The sequence below is a fragment of the Aminithiophilus ramosus genome (genome assembly GCF_018069705.1).
GTDB lineage: Bacteria > Synergistota > Synergistia > Synergistales > Aminithiophilaceae > Aminithiophilus > Aminithiophilus ramosus.
The window spans coordinates 1,625,179-1,641,896 of record NZ_CP072943.1 but is presented as its reverse complement, the minus strand read 5'-3'; the positions used below and the strand labels follow the sequence as shown (position 1 = coordinate 1,641,896).

The following is a 16,718-nucleotide window of genomic DNA, read 5'->3' as shown; positions in this document are numbered from 1 at the left end:
AGGTGAGTTCCCTGGAACGTTCCCTGATGCCTCAGAGAAGACGAAGATCAAGGGAAATCGCCCTTCAGATTCTCTATTCTCTCGATATGGGGCCCGACCAGAGCCCTCAGGGGGCTTTGGCCCTCTTCCCCCTGGAGGAGGAGGAGACCGATGTCGTCGATTATGCCTCCCGCCTTGTTCGAGGTGTCTGGGAGAAGCGCTTCGACATCGACGACCTGCTGCGCACCTACCTGACGGGGTGGCGGCCCGAGCGTCTCGTGGCCGTCGACAGGACGGCGGTGCGCATGGCCCTGTACGAAGGTGTCGTCGAAAAACTGACGCCCGTGGCCGTGGCCATTTCCGAGGCCGTCGAATTGGCCAAGCGCTTCGGAACGGAGGATTCGGGGCGCTTCGTCAACGGCGTTTTGGGCAGGATTGTCCGGGAACTGGAGGGAGTCTCCGATCTCCGTGCCGACGAAACCGAATGATTCCCGAGCCCTTTCCGTCGATGAGGTGACATCCCGCATCGACGGCCTTCTCCGCGTCGATCCCGTTCTGGCCTCGCTCCGGGTCCGGGGCGAGCTGATCGAGTTCAAACGTCATTCGAGCGGTCATGTCTATTTCTCTCTGGGCGGCAGCCGCTCCCGCCTTTCGGCCGTTCTCTTCCGCAGCGATGCCGTCTCCGTCGTCACCTGGCCCCGGACGGGCGACGAGGTCCTCGTCGAGGGGCGCCTTGCCGTCTACCCCGATCGGGGCGTCTACCAGCTTTATGCCCGACGCCTCCTCCCGCTCGGCGAGGGCGCTCAGGCCAGGGCCAAGGCCGAGCTGGAGCGGCGTCTTTCCGAGGAGGGGCTTTTTGACGAACGCCACAAGCGTCCTCTGCCTCTTTTCCCGGAGAAGGTCGTCGTCGTCACTTCCCCCACAGGAGCGGCTTTTCAGGATGTCATCAAGGTGGCTCGAGGCCGTTTCCCCTCATGCGCCCTCCTCCTTTCCCCCTGTCTGGTCCAGGGACTCGATGCCCCCTCGTCCATCATCAGGGCCCTTGCCCGGGCCGCCTCCGTCGAAGGGGCTCAGGCCCTTCTTCTCGTCCGTGGCGGAGGAAGCCGTGACGATCTCAACCCCTTCGACGACGAGCGGGTCGTCCGCGCCGTCCGTTCCGTGCCTCTGCCTCTTCTGACGGGGTTGGGCCACGAAGTGGACAGCACCCTCTGCGATCTGGCCGCCGACGCTTCGGCTCCGACGCCGTCGGCGGCCGCCGAACGCCTTCTTCCCGATCGTCTGGCCCTGGGGCGGGAGCTTCGCCAGATCGAAGCCCGTCTCGGTTCTGCCACGGGACGTCGTCTCGATAGGGCCCGTTCCGTGACGGACGATCTCTCCCGCCGCTCCGTCATGGCCCTGCGGCGAAACGTCGTCCAGCCCCTCTCGGAGCGCCTCGACGAAGCCTCGAACCGCCTCGATCGAGCCCTTGACGTGGCCCTCGACGGGAGACGGCGCGACCTGGACGCCCTCGGCGCTCACCTTCACGTTCTCTCCCCTCTGGCTCCTCTCGCTCGGGGATTCGTGGCCTGCAGCGATGATGAAGGGCGCCCTCTGTCCCGTGGGGGCGACGTCTCGCCGGGAATGGTCCTGCAGCTTCGTTTTCTCGACGCCCGCGGCCAGGCCCGGCTGGAAAGGCTCGACCCCCTTGTCCTGCCGAAGAAGGAGGAGTGACCGTGCTGCCCGAACCGCTTCTTTGGACCGAAGAGGGGCTTTCCCTTCTCGATCAGCGCCGCCTGCCTCTTGCCGTCGAACGGTGCCTCTGCCGAACCGTCGAGGAGGTGGCCCGGGCCATCGAGGTCATGGTGGTCCGAGGGGCACCGGCCATCGGCGTCGCCGCAGCCTACGGCATGGCTCTCGCCGCCAGGGAGAGGCGTTCGCTTCCCGAGGCCTCGGCGCGTCTTGGGGCCACGCGTCCCACGGCCGTCAACCTCTTCTGGGCCCTGGCACGAATGGAGAAGGCTTCCGCCGGAGAGGGCGATCCTTTTGCCCGCCTCCTTGCGGAGGCGAAGGCCATTCACGAGGAGGACATCGCCTCCAATCGGTCCCTGGGGCGTCACGGCCAATCCCTGCTCCCTCGGAAGGCCACCGTCGTGACTCACTGTAACGCCGGAGCTCTGGCCACCGCGGGCTACGGCACGGCTCTCGGCATCCTCCGGGCCGCCGTCGAGGCCGGGAAACTCGTCACGGTCTTCGCCGATGAGACGCGGCCTCGCCTCCAGGGCTCCCTGCTGACGGCCTGGGAGCTGCTCCAGGACGGCTTCGATGTGACGGTCATCGCCGACGGCATGTCGGGGGCCCTCATGCGAAGCCGCCCCGTCGATGCCGTCATCGTCGGCGCCGACAGGATCGCCGCCAACGGAGACACGGCCAACAAGATCGGCACCTATAACCTGGCCCTCGTCGCCGCCCGCCACAACGTCCCCTTCTACGTCGCCGCCCCCCTGAGCACCGTCGACGTCTCGCTGCTGTCGGGCGAGGCCATCCCCATAGAGGAGCGCGATGGGGAGGAGCTTCGTTTCGCCGGAGGGGAGCGCCTGCTCCCTGTCGAATTCCCCGTATGGAATCCCGCCTTCGACGTGACGCCTGCCGAACTCATCTCGGCCATCGTCACCGAAACCGGCGTCCTCCGCCCCCCTTTCGGATCGGCCCTGAGGGCGGCTCTTTCCGGGGAAGCCTTTCCGAAAAAAGGAGTCTGATCGCCGTGGAATATCGCATCGCCGACACCTCTCTCGCCCCCTCCGGGCGAGGCAAGATCGATTGGGCCCGTCGGGGCATGACGGTGCTCTCCCTTCTGGAGGCCCGCCACCGCTCCGAACGTCCCTTCGAAGGGATCACCGTCGCCGCCTGCCTTCATCTGGAGGCCAAGACGGCCTGCCTCCTCCTTTCCCTGAGGGAGCTCGGTGCCGCCGTGGTGGCGGCCGGAAGCAACCCCCTTTCGACTCAGGACGATGTCTGTGCCGCCCTTGTCGAGAGGGGCGTCAACGTCTACAGCCGCCACGGCATGACGACCGAGGAGTACAGGGAAAACCTCCACCTCGTCATCGGTCACCGTCCGACGATCCTCATCGACGACGGGTGCGATCTCGTCGCCCTCCTTCACGAGGAGTACAGGGAACTTCTTCCCTCCATCCTGGGGGGGAGCGAGGAGACGACGACGGGAGTCAAGCGGCTTCGGGCCATGGCCGCCGAGAACGGTCTGGCCTTTCCCATGATCGCCGTCAACGACGCCTACATCAAATACCTCTTCGACAACCGTTACGGCACGGGCCAGTCCGTCCTCGACGGCATTCTGCGGACGACGAACCTTCTCATCGCGGGCAAAACCTTCGTCGTCGCCGGTTACGGCTGGTGCGGCAAAGGCGTGGCCAAGCGCGCTTCCGGTCTGGGAGCCAAAGTGGTCGTCGTCGAGATCGATCCCCATCGAGCCCTCGAGGCCCACATGGACGGATTCCAGGTCATGACGATGACCAAGGCCGCAGCGGCGGGCGACTTTTTCGTCACCGTCACGGGCAATCGCGACGTCATCCGCGGCGAACACATGGCTCTGATGAAAGACAACGCCGTCTTGGCCAACGCCGGCCATTTCGACGTGGAAATCTCCCTTCCCGATCTCCGAAGTCAGGCTCTGGAGCTTTCCCGAGATAAGGTCAACGTCGAAACCTTTCGAATGGCCGACGGTCGCCGGATCAATCTCCTCGCCGAGGGACGTCTCGTCAACCTCGCCGCAGGCGACGGCCATCCCGTGGAGATCATGGATCTCAGCTTCGCCGCCCAGCTTCTGGCGGCCCTCCACATCAAAGACACGTCTCTGTCCCCGGGGCTCCACCCCCTGCCGGAGTCTCTCGACAGAGAGGTGGCCCTTCTCGCTCTCGACGCCTGGGGGCTTGACCTGGAGCGTCTGACGGCGCAGCAGGAACGGTATATGAAGGAGTGGCGTGAATGATGGACCGAGGCAAGGGAGCGCTTCTTCTGAGGAATGTCGTCCTTCTCGACGGCTCCATGGAGAAGGCCCGGGCGGCCGATGTGGCCGTCGAGGCCGGACGGATCACGGCGATCGAAGAGGCCGGCAACCTGCTCGCCTCGGGCGAGGTCTTCGACGGCAGAGGGCGGATCGCTCTCCTCCCGGGCTTTGTCAATGCCCACAGTCACAGTGCCATGACTCTCCTGCGCGGTCTCGGCGAGGAAAGGCCCCTCATGGAGTGGCTCAAGGATCGCATCTGGCCCGTCGAGGCCCGTCTCGACGGCGACGCCGCCTACTGGGGAACGATGCTGGCCGTTCTGGAGATGGCCTCCACGGGGACGACGACCTTCGGCGACATGTACTTTTTCATGGACGATGTGGCCCGCGCCGCTGAAGTTTCGGGAATGCGCTGCGGTCTCTGTCGCGGGCTCATCGGCGGCGACGAGGCCAAGCTGGCCGAAGCCCTCGCCCTGGCCGACGTCTGGCACGGTCGGGAGGGGCGTTTCTCCGTCCAGATCGGCCCTCACGCCCCCTATACGGTCGACCCTGTGACGTTGACGAGGCTGGGTGCCCTGGCGAAGGAGCGCGGTCTGGGGCTTCACCTTCATTGGCTCGAGACGGCCTGGGAGCGGGATTATTTCCGCACGGAACTGAAGCGGGAGCCCATGGAACTTCTGGAGGAGACGGGCCTTCTCGAGGTGCCTCGCCTCCTGCTGGCCCACGGAGTCTGGATCGACGAGGTCGATTTCGGGGCCTTGGCCAGGGATAACGTGACGGTCATCCACAATCCCAGCAGCAACATGAAACTCGGCAGCGGCATCGCCCCCGTGACGGCTCTGCGTGCCGCAGGCGTTCACGTTGCCCTCGGAACGGACGGTGCCGCCAGCAACAACCGTCTCGACCTCTGGCAGGAGATGCGCTCGGCCTCCCTTCTGGCCAAAGTCTCTCTCCTCGATCCGACGGTTCTGACGGCCCGTCAGGTCCTGTCGATGGCCACCGTGGAGGGGGCCCGGGCCCTTGGCTTCGACGACGTGGGGTTTATCCGCAGGGGATGGCAGGCCGATTTCACCCTCGTCGATCTCGATCGACCGCACTATACAGGTTGGGACAGGGAAAATCTCCCCCTGTTCCTCCTTTACGCCGGATCGTCGGCCGACGTCGTCGCCACGCTCGTCCAGGGAAAGTGGCTCTACCGCGAGGGGTCCTTCTCCTGCGACGAGGAAAGGATCCGTTCCGAGGCCCTTCGCTGCCGCAGATCTCTTCTGAGCTGAACCTTCCGCCGGATCGCTGAGGAGAGAAGCTCCTCGCGCCGGCGGGCTCGGTTCGGCGCCCGCCGGCGCGAGGGACGTTCCGAGTCTTTCTGCTTCGTCTTTTCCGCCGACCCGCGAGCCTCGATGTCGTACGATGTTTTGTCTATATTCAGATAAAGGGGAGTGGAACCATGCAGTACAGAACGGGATCGGAGCTTCGGGAGCTGTTCCTGAATTTCTTCGAATCCAAGGGGAGCCGCCGCTTGGCGAGTTTCTCTCTCATTCCCGACGATCCCACGCTGCTTTTCACCATCGCCGGGATGGTGCCCTTCAAACTCTACTATCTGGGACTGCGCACGCCCGAGTCGACACGGGTCGCGACGTCGCAGAAGTGCGTTCGCACCAACGACATCGACAACGTGGGGCGGACGGCGCGCCATCACACCTTTTTCGAGATGCTGGGAAATTTCAGCTGGGGGGACTACTTCAAGGCCGAGGCCATTCCCTGGGCCTGGGAGTTCCTCACGGAGTGGGTCGGCCTCGAACCTGAACGTCTCTACGTCACCATTTACCGGGACGACGAAGAGGCCCACGATCAGTGGATCAACGTGGGTCTTCCCGAAGAGCGGATCATCCGCTTCGGCGAGGACGAGAATTTCTGGTTCATGGGCCCCACCGGTCCCTGCGGTCCCTGTTCGGAGATCCTCTACGACCAGGGGCCGGAGTTCGCCTGCACTTCGCCCGACTGCGCTCCCGGCTGCAGCTGCGACCGCTACCTGGAGATCTGGAATCTTGTCTTCACCCAGTACGATCGTCAGGAGGACGGACGCCTCCTTCCCCTGCCCAAGACGAATATCGACACGGGCATGGGACTGGAGCGGCTCACCTCGGTGGTGCAGCGGGTGCGGACCGACTTCGAGACCGATCTCTTCCGTCCCCTCATCGACGGCGCCTGCTCCCTGGCGGGGATCGACTACGGCGCCTCGGCCCGGGGCGATATGGCCGTGCGCGTCATTTCCGATCATCTGAGGGCCGTGGCCTTCATGATCGCCGACGGGATTCTCCCCTCCAACGAGGGACAGGGTTATGTCCTGCGCCGTCTTCTTCGCCGTGCCGTCCGCTACGGCCGTCTCATCGGCATCGAGGAGCCTTTCCTTCTCCGTCTTTTGCCCGTCCTCTACGACCTGATGGCCGATCCCTACCGGGAACTGACGGACAATCGATCCACGATCGAACAGGTTATCGGTCTCGAGGAGCGCAAATTCGGTCGCACCCTCGACCAGGGGCTCAACCTGCTCGAAAGCGAGATCGATGCCCTCAAGGAAGAGGGAGCGTCCTCCCTTTCCGGCCAGGTTGCCTTCGACCTTTACGATACCTTCGGCTTTCCCCTGGAGCTGACGGAGGAGGTCTGCCTGGAAGAGGGTGTCGCCGTCGACGTCGAGGGCTTCAAAATTCAGATGGCGGCTCAGAGGGAACGGGCCCGGGCCGCGAGCAAGGTGGCCCAGGCCGTCGTGACGGGCGGCGTCTACGATGACCTTCTCCGGCGTTTCGGCGAGACGATCTTCGCGGGTTATGTCTCCGATTCCGAGGAGGCCCGGGTTCTGGCCCTGGTCCGCGACGGCGTCGAAATCGACGAGGCCGACGTCGACCAGGAGGTTCTCGTCGTCCTCGACAGGACGCCCTTCTACGCCGAAGGAGGCGGCCCCGTCGGCGACCGGGGACGGTTCGAGTCCCCCTCCCTGCGGGCCCAGGTTCTCGACACGGCCTACGGGGCGGGAAAGTTGATCGTTCACCGCGTCGTCGTCTCCCAGGGCATTCTCGTCAAGGGGGCGGTGGTGAAAGCCGTCGTCGACGAGGAGCGCCGCTGGGCCATCAGGCGCCATCATACGGCGACTCATCTCCTTCACGAGGCCCTTTGCCGCGTCCTGGGCGATCATGTCCGCCAGGCCGGATCTCTCGTCCGCCCCGAGGCCCTGCGTTTCGATTTCACTCACTTCGAGGCGATGACGGAGGAACAGGTCGCCGAGGTGGAGCGTATCGTCAACGGCGAGGTCCTCCGCAACGTTCCCCTGCGGGTGACTCTTACCGATATGGAGTCGGCCCGTGCCATGGGGGCCAAGGCCCTTTTCGACGAGAAATACGGCGACGTCGTCCGCGTCGTGCAGATTCCCGGCTACAGCACGGAACTTTGCGGCGGCGTCCACGTCGACGGCACGGGCGACATCGGCCTTTTCAAAATCGTCCGGGAAGAGGGGATCGGATCGGGGCTCCGACGCATCACGGCCGTGGCAGGCCTGGCCTCGCTGGAGCTCTTCCAGCGTCAGTCCCTTCGGGCCGCGGCCCTGGCCGAGCGTCTCGCCAGCGATTTCGACGGGGCGGAGGCCAAAGTCGTCGAGCTTCAGGAGGAGCTGCGCCGACTTCGCAAGGACCTTGAGGCCGCTACCCTGAAGGCCTCTCTGGCCGATCTCGACAAGTTCCTTGCCAGCAAGGTTGCCATCGGCCCCGTCTCCCTCGTGACGGCCCTTTTCTCCGATCTCGACGTGGATCTCCTGCGTCAGGTCGGCGACGCCATGAAATCGCGGGTTTCCTCCTCGCTCCTTCTGCTGGCCAGTCGCAGCGGCGATGACCTTCGCCTCGTCGCCATGGCCGACGAGGCGGCCGTCAAGGCCGGAGCTCACGCAGGAAAATTCATCAAAGAGCTGGCGGCTTCCCTCGGCGGCAGCGGCGGCGGCCGGCCCAATCTGGCTCAGGCCGGTGTGAAGACGACGGTGGCCCCAGGCTCCAACGTCGAACCTCTTTTGAGGGAGTCCGTGGCCATTCTCCGCCGACAATTGGGACTCTGATCGCATGATCCGTTACCTGGGGCTCGACATCGGGTCGGTACGGATCGGCGTCGCCCTCAGCGATCCTCTGGGCCATTTCGCCCAGGGGATCGCCCTTCTCAAGGCCTCGGGCGACTGGGTCGGCGAGACGGCGGCGCTGATCGACAAATGGGGGGTCTCCGTCGTCGTCGTCGGCCTTCCCCTGAGAACCGGAGGGGAGGAGGGGCCGGAAGCCCTGCGGGTGCGCCGCAAGATGGAAGTCCTGGCCGAACGCCGCCCCGGCCTGGAGATCGTCTTTTACGACGAGCGCTTCACGACGGTCATCGCCGAGAGGGTTCTTCTCGAAGCCGATCTCTCCCGCAAAAAACGCAGAGGGAAGATCGATCAGACGGCGGCGGCCGTCCTCCTTCAGGGATATCTCGACGGCCTCAGAGGAGCGGGGCAGTGAGACTCCCCGAGGGCGTCAAGATGACGCCCATGCTCCGACAGTACGTCCAGTGGAAAGACCGCTATCCCGACTGCCTGCTCTTCTTTCGCATGGGTGATTTTTTCGAGCTCTTTTTCGACGATGCCCGTGTCGCCTCGTCCGTCCTTGACATCACCCTGACGGCCCGCGACGGGGAGAGACAGATCCCCATGGCCGGCGTCCCCCACCACGCCGCCGAGGGGTATTTGGCGCGCCTCATTCAGGCCGGCTATAAAGTGGCCCTCTGCGACCAGATCACCGAGCCCGACGGCAAGACCCTTGTCGAAAGGAGCGTCGTCCGGATCGTGACGCCCGGCACCTATGTCCCGGAGGAGAGCGGCTCCGACGGGGGGCTGGCCGGCCTTGTCGTCGACGGCGAGTGGATCAGTCTGGCCTTCCTCCAGCCCGCCACGGGGTGTTTCGAGGCCGTCACCCTTCCTCTCGACGAGGCCCGGGGACGGGTGGCCGCCTTTGCCCCGAAGGAACTGCTCGTTCCGGCAGGAAGCCGAGAAAAAGCCCTCCGAGCCCTTCCCGACGTGGCTCCCGGCCGTTTCCAGGAGAGAGCTCGCGAGGAGTTCGACGTCGTCTCCGGCGAGCGCTGGCTCTGTCGTCGTCTGGGGGTGGCCAGTCTCCGCGCCTTCGGAATCGAAGACGGGGAGCGGGCGACAGGCCCTGCCGCGGCGACCCTGCGCTATCTGGAGGAGACCCAGTTCGGGGCGGCCCTTCACGTCAATCGCCTCAGCCCTCTGTTGCGCCAGGCCTTCCTCCATCTCGACGCGACGACACAGCTCAACCTGGAGCTGGTCGACGGCGAGGGACCCACGCTTTTTTCGACGCTCAATCGCTGCCGTACGGCTTCGGGCAGGCGATTCCTCCGCCAGGCCATCCTCAATCCGCTGAAAGACACGGCGGCCATCGGTCAACGGCAGGAACACATCGGAGCTCTCGTCGGCGATCACCCTCTCCGGGTCCGCCTTCAGGAACTGCTCTCGCGCTGTCGCGACGTCGAACGCTCTTTGGGACGCCTGAGCCTGCGCGTCGGGTCGCCCCGCGACGCGGGAGCTCTGAGGGAGACCCTCCTCCTCTGGCCCGAGCTGGTCTCGCTCTGTCAGGGGACTTCGCTCGAGGAGCTGACGTCGGAAGTCCCCGATCTCGACGGCCTTAAAGAGAGGCTTTCGACGGCTCTCGCCGAGGATCCGCCGCGCTTTCTGCGCGACGGCGGCGTCATCCGCGACGGCTTCGACGACGAACTCGACAGGTGGAGAACCCTCTCCCGGGAGGGCGATGCGGGCCTCGAGGCTCTGGCCGCCTCCGAACGGGAGAGGACGGGCATCAAAAGCCTCAAGGTGGGCTACAACAGGGTCTTCGGCTACTACATCGAGGTGAGCAAGGTCCACCTCGACAGGATTCCCGATGACTATGTCCGCAAGCAGACGCTCGTCGGCGCCGAGCGTTTCATCACCGACGAGCTGAAACGTTTCGAGGAGGAGATGGCCCGGGCCGGTGCGGAAATCGCCCGCCTCGAAGAGAGCCTTTACGGTCGGCTGCTCGTCGATATCCTCGCCGAGGGGCGTTCCCTTCAGCTTTTGGGAGAGGCTTTGGCCCGCCTCGACTTCGAGGCCGCGCTGGCCGAAATCGCCTGGGAGGGACGGTGGGTCTGTCCCGAGATTCACGACGGCTACGGGCTGGAGATCGTCAAAGGACGCCATCCCGTCGTCGAGCGGGCTCTTGCCGAGATCCCTTTCACGGCCAACGACGTGATCCTCGACAGTTTCGGCGAGCGCATCGTCCTGCTGACAGGACCCAATATGGCAGGAAAGTCGACCTACCTCCGCATGGCCGCCCTTCTGATGATCCTGGCCCAGATGGGAAGTTTCCTCCCCGCCGAAAGGGCCCGCCTCGGCGTGGTCGATCGGATCTTCACCCGTATCGGTGCCCGCGACGAGCTGGCTCGGGGAAGGAGCACCTTTATGGTCGAGATGGTCGAGACGGCCGACATCCTACACAACGTCACCGACAGGAGCCTTGTCGTTCTCGACGAGATCGGCCGGGGGACGTCGACTTACGACGGCATGAGCATCGCCTGGGCCGTTCTGGAATACCTCGTCCAGACGGAAAAGCGCCCGAAAGTCCTCTTCGCCACCCACTTCCACGAACTGACGCAGCTGGCCGACCGCTATCCCGAAGTGGTCAACTGGAGCATGGCCGTCGAGGAGGGGGGGGAGGGAATTGTCTTCCTCCATCAGGTCGTCGCCCGTCCCGCCGATCGCTCCTACGGCATCGAGGTGGCCCGTCTTGCCGGACTGCCCAAAAGCGTCATCGCACGGGCCCAGGAACTCCTCGACCTTTTCGAGGGAGAGGAACTCCTGATTCCCAGACGGGAAGAGGCGACCCCGCCAGGACAACTCTCTCTCTTTACCGTCGCCGCCGACGGGCTCGTCGAGGAGATCGCCGCCCTGGACCCCGATGGCCTGACGCCTCTTCAGGCTATGGAGAAGCTCTACGAGCTGCGTCGACGCTGTCGGGAGGTGAGGTCCTCGCGATGAGAATCGAGAGGCTTCCTCACGATGTGGCCATGAGGATCGCCGCCGGAGAGGTCGTCGAACGACCCGTCTCCGTCGTCAAGGAACTTCTCGAAAACGCGCTGGACGCCGATTCCCGGCGGATTTCGATTTTTCTCTCTCAGGGGGGGAAGAGCTCCCTCGTCGTCGAGGACGACGGCAGGGGGATCGCCTTCGACGATCTTCCCCTGGCGTTGGAGCGCCATGCCACAAGCAAGCTCTCCTCTCTCGAGGACATGGAGGCCATCGCCACTCTGGGCTTTCGGGGCGAGGCCCTGCCCAGCCTGGCTGCCGTGAGCCGCTTCGAGATCCGCAGTCGTTCCGTCGATGACGCAAGGGGAGGGGTTCTCCGGGTCGAAGGGGGCCAGCCTCTCCTTCACGCCCCTTTGGACCTGCCTCGGGGAACGCGCGTCCAGGTCGACGATCTTTTCTTCAACTTGCCGGCGCGGCGTAAGTTCCTCAAAAGCGCCTCCGCCGAATTGCGGCGGATTCTCTCCCTCGTCCAGGCCTATGCGCTGGCCTATGCCGATAGGGCCTTCCTCGTCCAGTCCGAGGGGCGGACAGTCTTCCTCTCCCCCGGCGACGGAGACGTGGCGGCCCTTCTCCGGTCTCTTTGGGGAGACGACCCCCCTCTGCGCCACCTCGACGTCTCCGTCGAATCCTTCCATGCCCTCGGGTGGTGGCAGCCGGCGCCGGGGCGGGGCAAATCCGACGTGACGGCCTTCGTCAACCGGCGGCGCGTCCAGGAGGGGCTTTTCCGGGCGGCATTGGCCTCGCCGGGAGGGGATATTTCGGGCCAGTGGCTCGTCTTTCTCGAGACGCCTCTCGACGAGGTCGATGTCAACATCCACCCGGCCAAGACGGAGGTGCGTTTCCGCAAAAGCGGCCCCGTCTTCGAGGTCCTGCGCCGCCTGGCCATGGCCTTTCTCGAACGTCCTCAGAGCTTTTCCCTCGACAGGAAAGGGCCTCCCGGGGCGCAGGAGAGGGGAGGGGAATCCCTTTTCAGTCGCGTCGCCCAACCTCGCCTCCTCCCTTTTCTTGCGACGGCTCCTACCCCGGCGTCCTCGACGGGATGCGACGCGCTGTCCACGCCGTCGTCGCCGACACCTCCGCGAGAGTCTTTCGGGGAGTCGCCCGTCCCGTCTGCGGGGGAGGAAGACGTCGCACCGACCGGAGAGCGCCGCTACCTCGGGCAACTTCAGTCGGGATACCTCCTCTTCGAAGTCGACGGCGACCTCTTCCTCGTCGATCCCCATGCCTCGCACGAGAGAATCCATTTCGAGCGATTCTCCGAGCGCGGACTCGGAGCCGGAGAGATTCAACCTCTGACGATGACGCTACCCCTGGCGCCTACCCTGGCTCAGCGCGTCGAGCCCTTTCTGGAGGCTCTCGAGACGCTGGGCTTCCGTTTCGAACGAGGGGAAGGAGGGCTGGCCCTGGCCGCCCTTCCGGCTCTTCCCGATCTCGCGGGGCTCGGCCCCGAAGAGCTCCTGCGGGGAACGGTCGCCTCCCTGGAGGAGCCCCGCGAGGAGGAACGCTTCTGGTCCGTCTGGCGTCGCTGGGCCACCTTGGCCTGCAAGGCCTCGGTGAAACTGACGACGGTTCTCGAACCCCTGGAGGCGGAGGCCCTCTGGGACGACCTATTCCGCTGCCGTCGTCCCTGGGCCTGTCCCCATGGTCGACCGACGACGCTGACCCTTTCGGCGCGGCAGATGGGGCGCCATTTCGGAAGGGAGTGATGTCATGGAAGAAAAGGCCCGCGTCCTATGTCTTATCGGTCCGACGGCTGTGGGGAAGACATCCTTCAGCCTCGCCCTGGCCCGCAGTCTCGGCGCCGAGGTGATTTCCGTCGACTCCCGTCAGGTCTACCGCTACATGGATATCGGCACGGACAAAGCGGACAAGGCGACGCGGCGGGCGATCATCCATCACCTGATCGACGTCGTCGACCCCGACGAAATCTTTACGGCCGCCGATTTCCGCCGCCTGGCGGAGGAGGCCGTAAGGCGCCTTCGTCGTAGAGGCCGCACCCCTCTTTTCGTGGGAGGGACGATGTTCTATTACCGGGCCCTTTTCGGCTCCCTCCTTTCCGACGATCTCCCCTCCGATGAGGCCCTTCGGACAAGGCTGGAGGAGGAGGCACGGCTGAAGGGGAAAAAGAGCCTCTATGATCGCCTGACCCTTGCCGATCCTCAAAGGGCCGCCGAACTTCATCCCAACGATCTGCGTCGGGTTCTGCGCGCCCTCGAACTGCTGGAACTGACGGGACGGGCCCCGTCAACCCTCTTTCGGGAGCGTTCCCGCCTGAAATCGCCTTTCGATCCTCTCTACATCGGCCTGACCTGCCCCCGAGAGGAACTGGTCCGCAGGATCGATCTCCGCGTCCGGGAACAGTTTCGGGCGGGTTATGTCGATGAAGTCCGATGGCTTCTCGAAAGGGGCTTCGACGAGCGTTTCCCCTCGATGCAGGGTTTCGGCTATCGGGAAATCGCCGCTCACCTGCGGGGCACGATATCCCTCGACGAAGCCATCGAAGGCGATATACGTTCCACAAAGGCCTTTGCCCGTCGGCAGATGACCTGGTTCCGCAAGTTTGAACCGGCTCTGTGGTATGATAGATCGCGTGTCGACCAGGAGAGATTACTTGAGGAAGTCATCGGAATCTGCCGCCGTCACCTCGACGTGGGGTCTTCGTCGTGAAGCTTCTTCCTGCTGATCCGACGGGGCTCTGTTTTGGTGTTCGCCGCGCTATTGAAGCTCTGGAAGCCGCCTTGGCCGAGCACGGCACGGTCTACGCCCTGGGAAGCCCCATCCACAACCCCCAGGAGGTGGCCCGCCTGGCGGGAGAGGGGCTTATCGTCGTCGAAAAGGCGGAGGAAGTTCCCGAGGGCGGCGTCGCCTTCGTGCGGGCCCACGGCGTGGGCCCCGGCATCGTCGAGGAGCTCCGCCGCCGGTCGGCCCGCGTCGTCGACGGCACATGCCCTTTCGTCCGCCGGGCCCAGGAACGTGCCAGTCTTCTCGAATCGGAGGGCTATAGGGTCTTCCTCGTCGGCGACCGGGATCATCCCGAGGTTCAGGGCATCACGGCCAGGCTCGGCGGCGATGTCCGCGTCGTCGGTTCGGCCGAGGAGATCGGCGACCTTTCCGGATCGGGGCTTCGTGCGGGGGTCCTCTCGCAGACGACGCAGAGGGCGGAGGTCTTCTCCGATGTCGTCGCCGCGTTGAGCCTCAAGGTCTCGGAGTTGAAGGTCTTCAACACGATCTGCAATGCCACGGCGGAAAGGCAGAATTCCGTCAGGCAGCTTGCGCGGCAAGTTGATGGTATTATTGTCATCGGCGGGAAGAACAGCGCCAACACGCGCAAACTCGTCGAGATTTCGCGATCCCAGGGTGCGCCTACCCTCTGGATAGAAAAATCCGAAGAATTGGACTGGAGGTGGTTGGAGGGAAAGCTCCAAATCGGAGTAGCCGCAGGTGCCAGCACACCTGATTGGCTCATACAGAAACTGATAACAACGCTTGCCATTCCGCAGGTCGCCAAGGGGGAAGGAAATTAATGTCGGAAGAAATGAAAGATATGCCTATGGAGAGCATGAGCATGGAGGAACTCCTTCAGGAGGAGCCCGTCCAGGAGATCCGCCGCGGTAACGTGGTCGAGGGCAAGGTCGTCGAGGCCAACGAAGACGGCTGGCTCGTGGACGTGGGCTACAAGTGCGAGGGATTCCTGCCGCGCCGTGAGTGGACCCATCGGGTCCTCGTGGAAGAGGTGGCCGAACCCGAAGTGGGCGATACGATCCGCGTCCAGGTCATCAACGTCGGCCAGGGCGAGGAGGCCCAGCTTGTGGTGAGCCGCTGGCGCTCCGAGTTCGACGAGCGCTGGAGTCGCCTCGAAGAGGCTACGGCCGAGAACGAGACCTTCACCGTCCGGGGCCTGCGCAAGGTCAAGGGTGGCCTCATCGTCGACTGTTTCGGCATCGAGGGTTTCGTTCCCATCTCTCACCTCGCCGAAGAGGGCCGCGGCGTCAATCCCGGCCGCTTCGTCGAAGAGGACGTCGAGGTCCGTCTCATCGAGAAGGACCGCCGCAAGCGCCGTCTCGTCCTCTCCCGCAGAACCGTCCTCGAAGAGGAAATGGTCTCCAAGAGAGGCAACTTCTACGAGACGGTCAACGAGGGCGACGTTCTCGAGGGGACGGTCAGCAGCATCACCTCCTTCGGCGTCTTCGTCAATCTCGGCGCCCTGGAGGGGCTGGTCCACATCTCGGAGCTTTCCTGGCAGCGCAACGCCAAGCCCAAGGAGATCGTCGCCAAGGGAGACACGGTCACCGTCAAGGTCATCGGCATCGACCAGGAGAGCAACCGCATTTCCCTGAGCATGAAGCAGACCCTCGACGATCCGTGGCTCACCGTCCAGGAACGCTGGAAGAGCGGTGACGTCGCCAAGGGTGCCGTGACGAACATGACCGATTTCGGCGCCTTCGTCGAGATCGAGCCGGGCGTCGAGGGCCTCGTCCACATCGGCGACATCAGCTGGTCCCGCATCAAGCATCCCCGCGAGTTCTTCAAGAAGGGACAGGAGGTCGAGGTCCAGGTGCTGGACATCGACACCGAGCGCAAGCGGATCAGCCTGGGCTACAAGCAGCTCAACGATCCCTGGCGCGACATCGACTCCCGCTACCAGGCCAATCAGGACGTGCCCGTCAAGGTCGTCCGTCTCGCCGATTTCGGTGCCTTCGTCCAGCTTGAGGAGGGTGTCGAGGGGCTCATCCACATCTCCCAGCTCAGCCGCCGTCGCGTCGAGAGCCCTCAGGAGGTTCTCCACGAAGGCGAGGAGGTCACGGCCCGCATTCTCGAAGTCAATGCCGAGGGGCGCCGTATCCGCCTGAGTCTCAGTGCCCTCCAGCCTCCCGAGGAGGGAGAGAGGGAATCGCGTCGGCCGCAGAACGACGACCAGCCCCGTCGCCGTCGTCACGAGTCGGATCGCTCCCGCACGCCCGAGTTTGCCCAGGAAGAGATGAACGTCACCTTGGGCGATCTGTGGAAGGACGCCAACCGCTAGAACTTCCCCCTGCACAGAGCGAGGGCCGTGGCTGCCATCCAGGGCCGCGGCCCTTTTCGTCGCTTCACCTTCTCTTTCGGTAAGGAGGGTCCCTCTTGTCCGAAAACAAACTGAGGATCTATCCCGACCCTGTCCTGCGCGAGGCCAACGAGGAGATTTCTCTTTTCGATGAGGCCTTCCGTTCTTTCGTCGAGGAAATGAAGGCTCTCATGTACGCCTACGACGGATTGGGCCTGGCGGCGCCTCAGATCGGCGTCAACCGGTCCGTCGCCGTCGTCGCCTACGAGGGACGCGAGTATGTGCTCGTCAACCCCCGCATTACCGCCGCCTCGGGCAGTCAATCCGACGAGGAGGGCTGTCTGAGCTTCCCCGGTCTTTTCGAGAAAGTCCTGCGCCCCGAAACGATCACCGTAGAGGCCCTGGACGAGAAGGGCGGTCGCCAGGTGATCGAAGCCAAAGGCCTTCTGGCCCGGGCCTTTGCCCACGAGATAGATCACCTCAACGGTGTCCTGCTCATCGACCACCTCACTCCTCTTCGACGGACCTTCGCCAAAAAGAAATTTCGACGCCTTCAGGAGGCCTGA

General features: G+C 64.5%; 13 protein-coding genes. All 13 read left to right on the top strand.

Annotated features, from left to right (window positions below):
- The first annotated feature begins 2 nt into the window (after positions 1-2).
- The 13 genes from nusB to def all read left to right on the top strand — a co-directional run bounded on the left by nusB (position 3) and on the right by def (position 16,718).
- The gene (gene nusB / locus KAR29_RS07525; RefSeq protein ID WP_311135578.1) at positions 3-467 is read left to right on the top strand and encodes a transcription antitermination factor NusB; all 465 of its coding nucleotides are present in this window, start codon (positions 3-5) and stop codon (positions 465-467) included.
- Positions 448-1,689 carry an exodeoxyribonuclease VII large subunit gene (xseA, locus tag KAR29_RS07520; protein ID WP_274372395.1) on the top strand — a complete coding sequence of 414 codons (1,242 nt, stop codon included), beginning with the start codon at positions 448-450 and terminating at the stop codon, positions 1,687-1,689. The genes nusB and xseA overlap by 20 nt, the downstream gene beginning before the upstream one ends.
- Positions 1,690-1,691: 2 nt before the next feature.
- Positions 1,692-2,714: an S-methyl-5-thioribose-1-phosphate isomerase gene (gene mtnA / locus KAR29_RS07515; RefSeq protein WP_274372394.1), complete on the top strand. Its 1,023-nt coding sequence runs from the start codon at positions 1,692-1,694 to the stop codon at positions 2,712-2,714.
- Positions 2,715-2,719: 5 nt separating this feature from the next.
- Positions 2,720-3,961 carry an adenosylhomocysteinase gene (locus tag KAR29_RS07510; RefSeq protein WP_274372393.1) on the top strand — a complete coding sequence of 414 codons (1,242 nt, stop codon included), beginning with the start codon at positions 2,720-2,722 and terminating at the stop codon, positions 3,959-3,961.
- Entirely contained in the window at positions 3,958-5,250 is a 1,293-nt protein-coding gene (locus KAR29_RS07505; protein ID WP_274372392.1) for an amidohydrolase, read from the top strand. Before KAR29_RS07510 ends, KAR29_RS07505 begins: the two co-directional genes overlap by 4 nt.
- Before the next feature lie 170 nt (positions 5,251-5,420).
- Positions 5,421-8,072 carry an alanine--tRNA ligase gene (gene alaS, locus KAR29_RS07500; protein WP_274372391.1) on the top strand — a complete coding sequence of 884 codons (2,652 nt, stop codon included), beginning with the start codon at positions 5,421-5,423 and terminating at the stop codon, positions 8,070-8,072.
- 4 nt (positions 8,073-8,076) lie between these two features.
- Positions 8,077-8,499: a Holliday junction resolvase RuvX gene (gene ruvX, locus KAR29_RS07495; RefSeq protein ID WP_274372390.1), complete on the top strand. Its 423-nt coding sequence runs from the start codon at positions 8,077-8,079 to the stop codon at positions 8,497-8,499.
- Positions 8,496-11,063: a DNA mismatch repair protein MutS gene (gene mutS / locus KAR29_RS07490; protein ID WP_274372389.1), complete on the top strand. Its 2,568-nt coding sequence runs from the start codon at positions 8,496-8,498 to the stop codon at positions 11,061-11,063. Before ruvX ends, mutS begins: the two co-directional genes overlap by 4 nt.
- On the top strand, positions 11,060-12,817 hold the full coding sequence (gene mutL, locus KAR29_RS07485; protein WP_274372388.1) for a DNA mismatch repair endonuclease MutL: 1,758 nt from the start codon (positions 11,060-11,062) through the stop codon (positions 12,815-12,817). The genes mutS and mutL overlap by 4 nt, the downstream gene beginning before the upstream one ends.
- Before the next feature lie 4 nt (positions 12,818-12,821).
- Positions 12,822-13,778 (top strand): tRNA (adenosine(37)-N6)-dimethylallyltransferase MiaA, encoded by a 957-nt coding sequence (miaA, locus tag KAR29_RS07480; RefSeq protein WP_274372387.1) that lies wholly within the window; start codon positions 12,822-12,824, stop codon positions 13,776-13,778.
- Positions 13,775-14,635 carry a 4-hydroxy-3-methylbut-2-enyl diphosphate reductase gene (gene ispH, locus KAR29_RS07475; RefSeq protein ID WP_274372386.1) on the top strand — a complete coding sequence of 287 codons (861 nt, stop codon included), beginning with the start codon at positions 13,775-13,777 and terminating at the stop codon, positions 14,633-14,635. The genes miaA and ispH overlap by 4 nt, the downstream gene beginning before the upstream one ends.
- Entirely contained in the window at positions 14,635-16,134 is a 1,500-nt protein-coding gene (locus KAR29_RS07470) for a S1 RNA-binding domain-containing protein (RefSeq protein WP_274372385.1), read from the top strand. The genes ispH and KAR29_RS07470 overlap by 1 nt, the downstream gene beginning before the upstream one ends.
- 95 nt (positions 16,135-16,229) lie before the next feature.
- On the top strand, positions 16,230-16,718 hold the full coding sequence (gene def, locus KAR29_RS07465) for a peptide deformylase (protein WP_274372384.1): 489 nt from the start codon (positions 16,230-16,232) through the stop codon (positions 16,716-16,718).

What these genes read in the sequence shown, in the direction of transcription:
- KAR29_RS07505 (WP_274372392.1), top strand. Translation starts at nt 3,958, where the DNA reads ATGATGGACCGAGGCAAGGGAGCGCTTCTTCTGAGGAATGTCGTCCTT.
- alaS (WP_274372391.1), top strand. Translation starts at nt 5,421, where the DNA reads ATGCAGTACAGAACGGGATCGGAGCTTCGGGAGCTGTTCCTGAATTTC.
- ruvX (WP_274372390.1), top strand. Translation starts at nt 8,077, where the DNA reads ATGATCCGTTACCTGGGGCTCGACATCGGGTCGGTACGGATCGGCGTC.
- mutL (WP_274372388.1), top strand. Translation starts at nt 11,060, where the DNA reads ATGAGAATCGAGAGGCTTCCTCACGATGTGGCCATGAGGATCGCCGCC.
- miaA (WP_274372387.1), top strand. Translation starts at nt 12,822, where the DNA reads ATGGAAGAAAAGGCCCGCGTCCTATGTCTTATCGGTCCGACGGCTGTG.
- KAR29_RS07470 (WP_274372385.1), top strand. Translation starts at nt 14,635, where the DNA reads ATGTCGGAAGAAATGAAAGATATGCCTATGGAGAGCATGAGCATGGAG.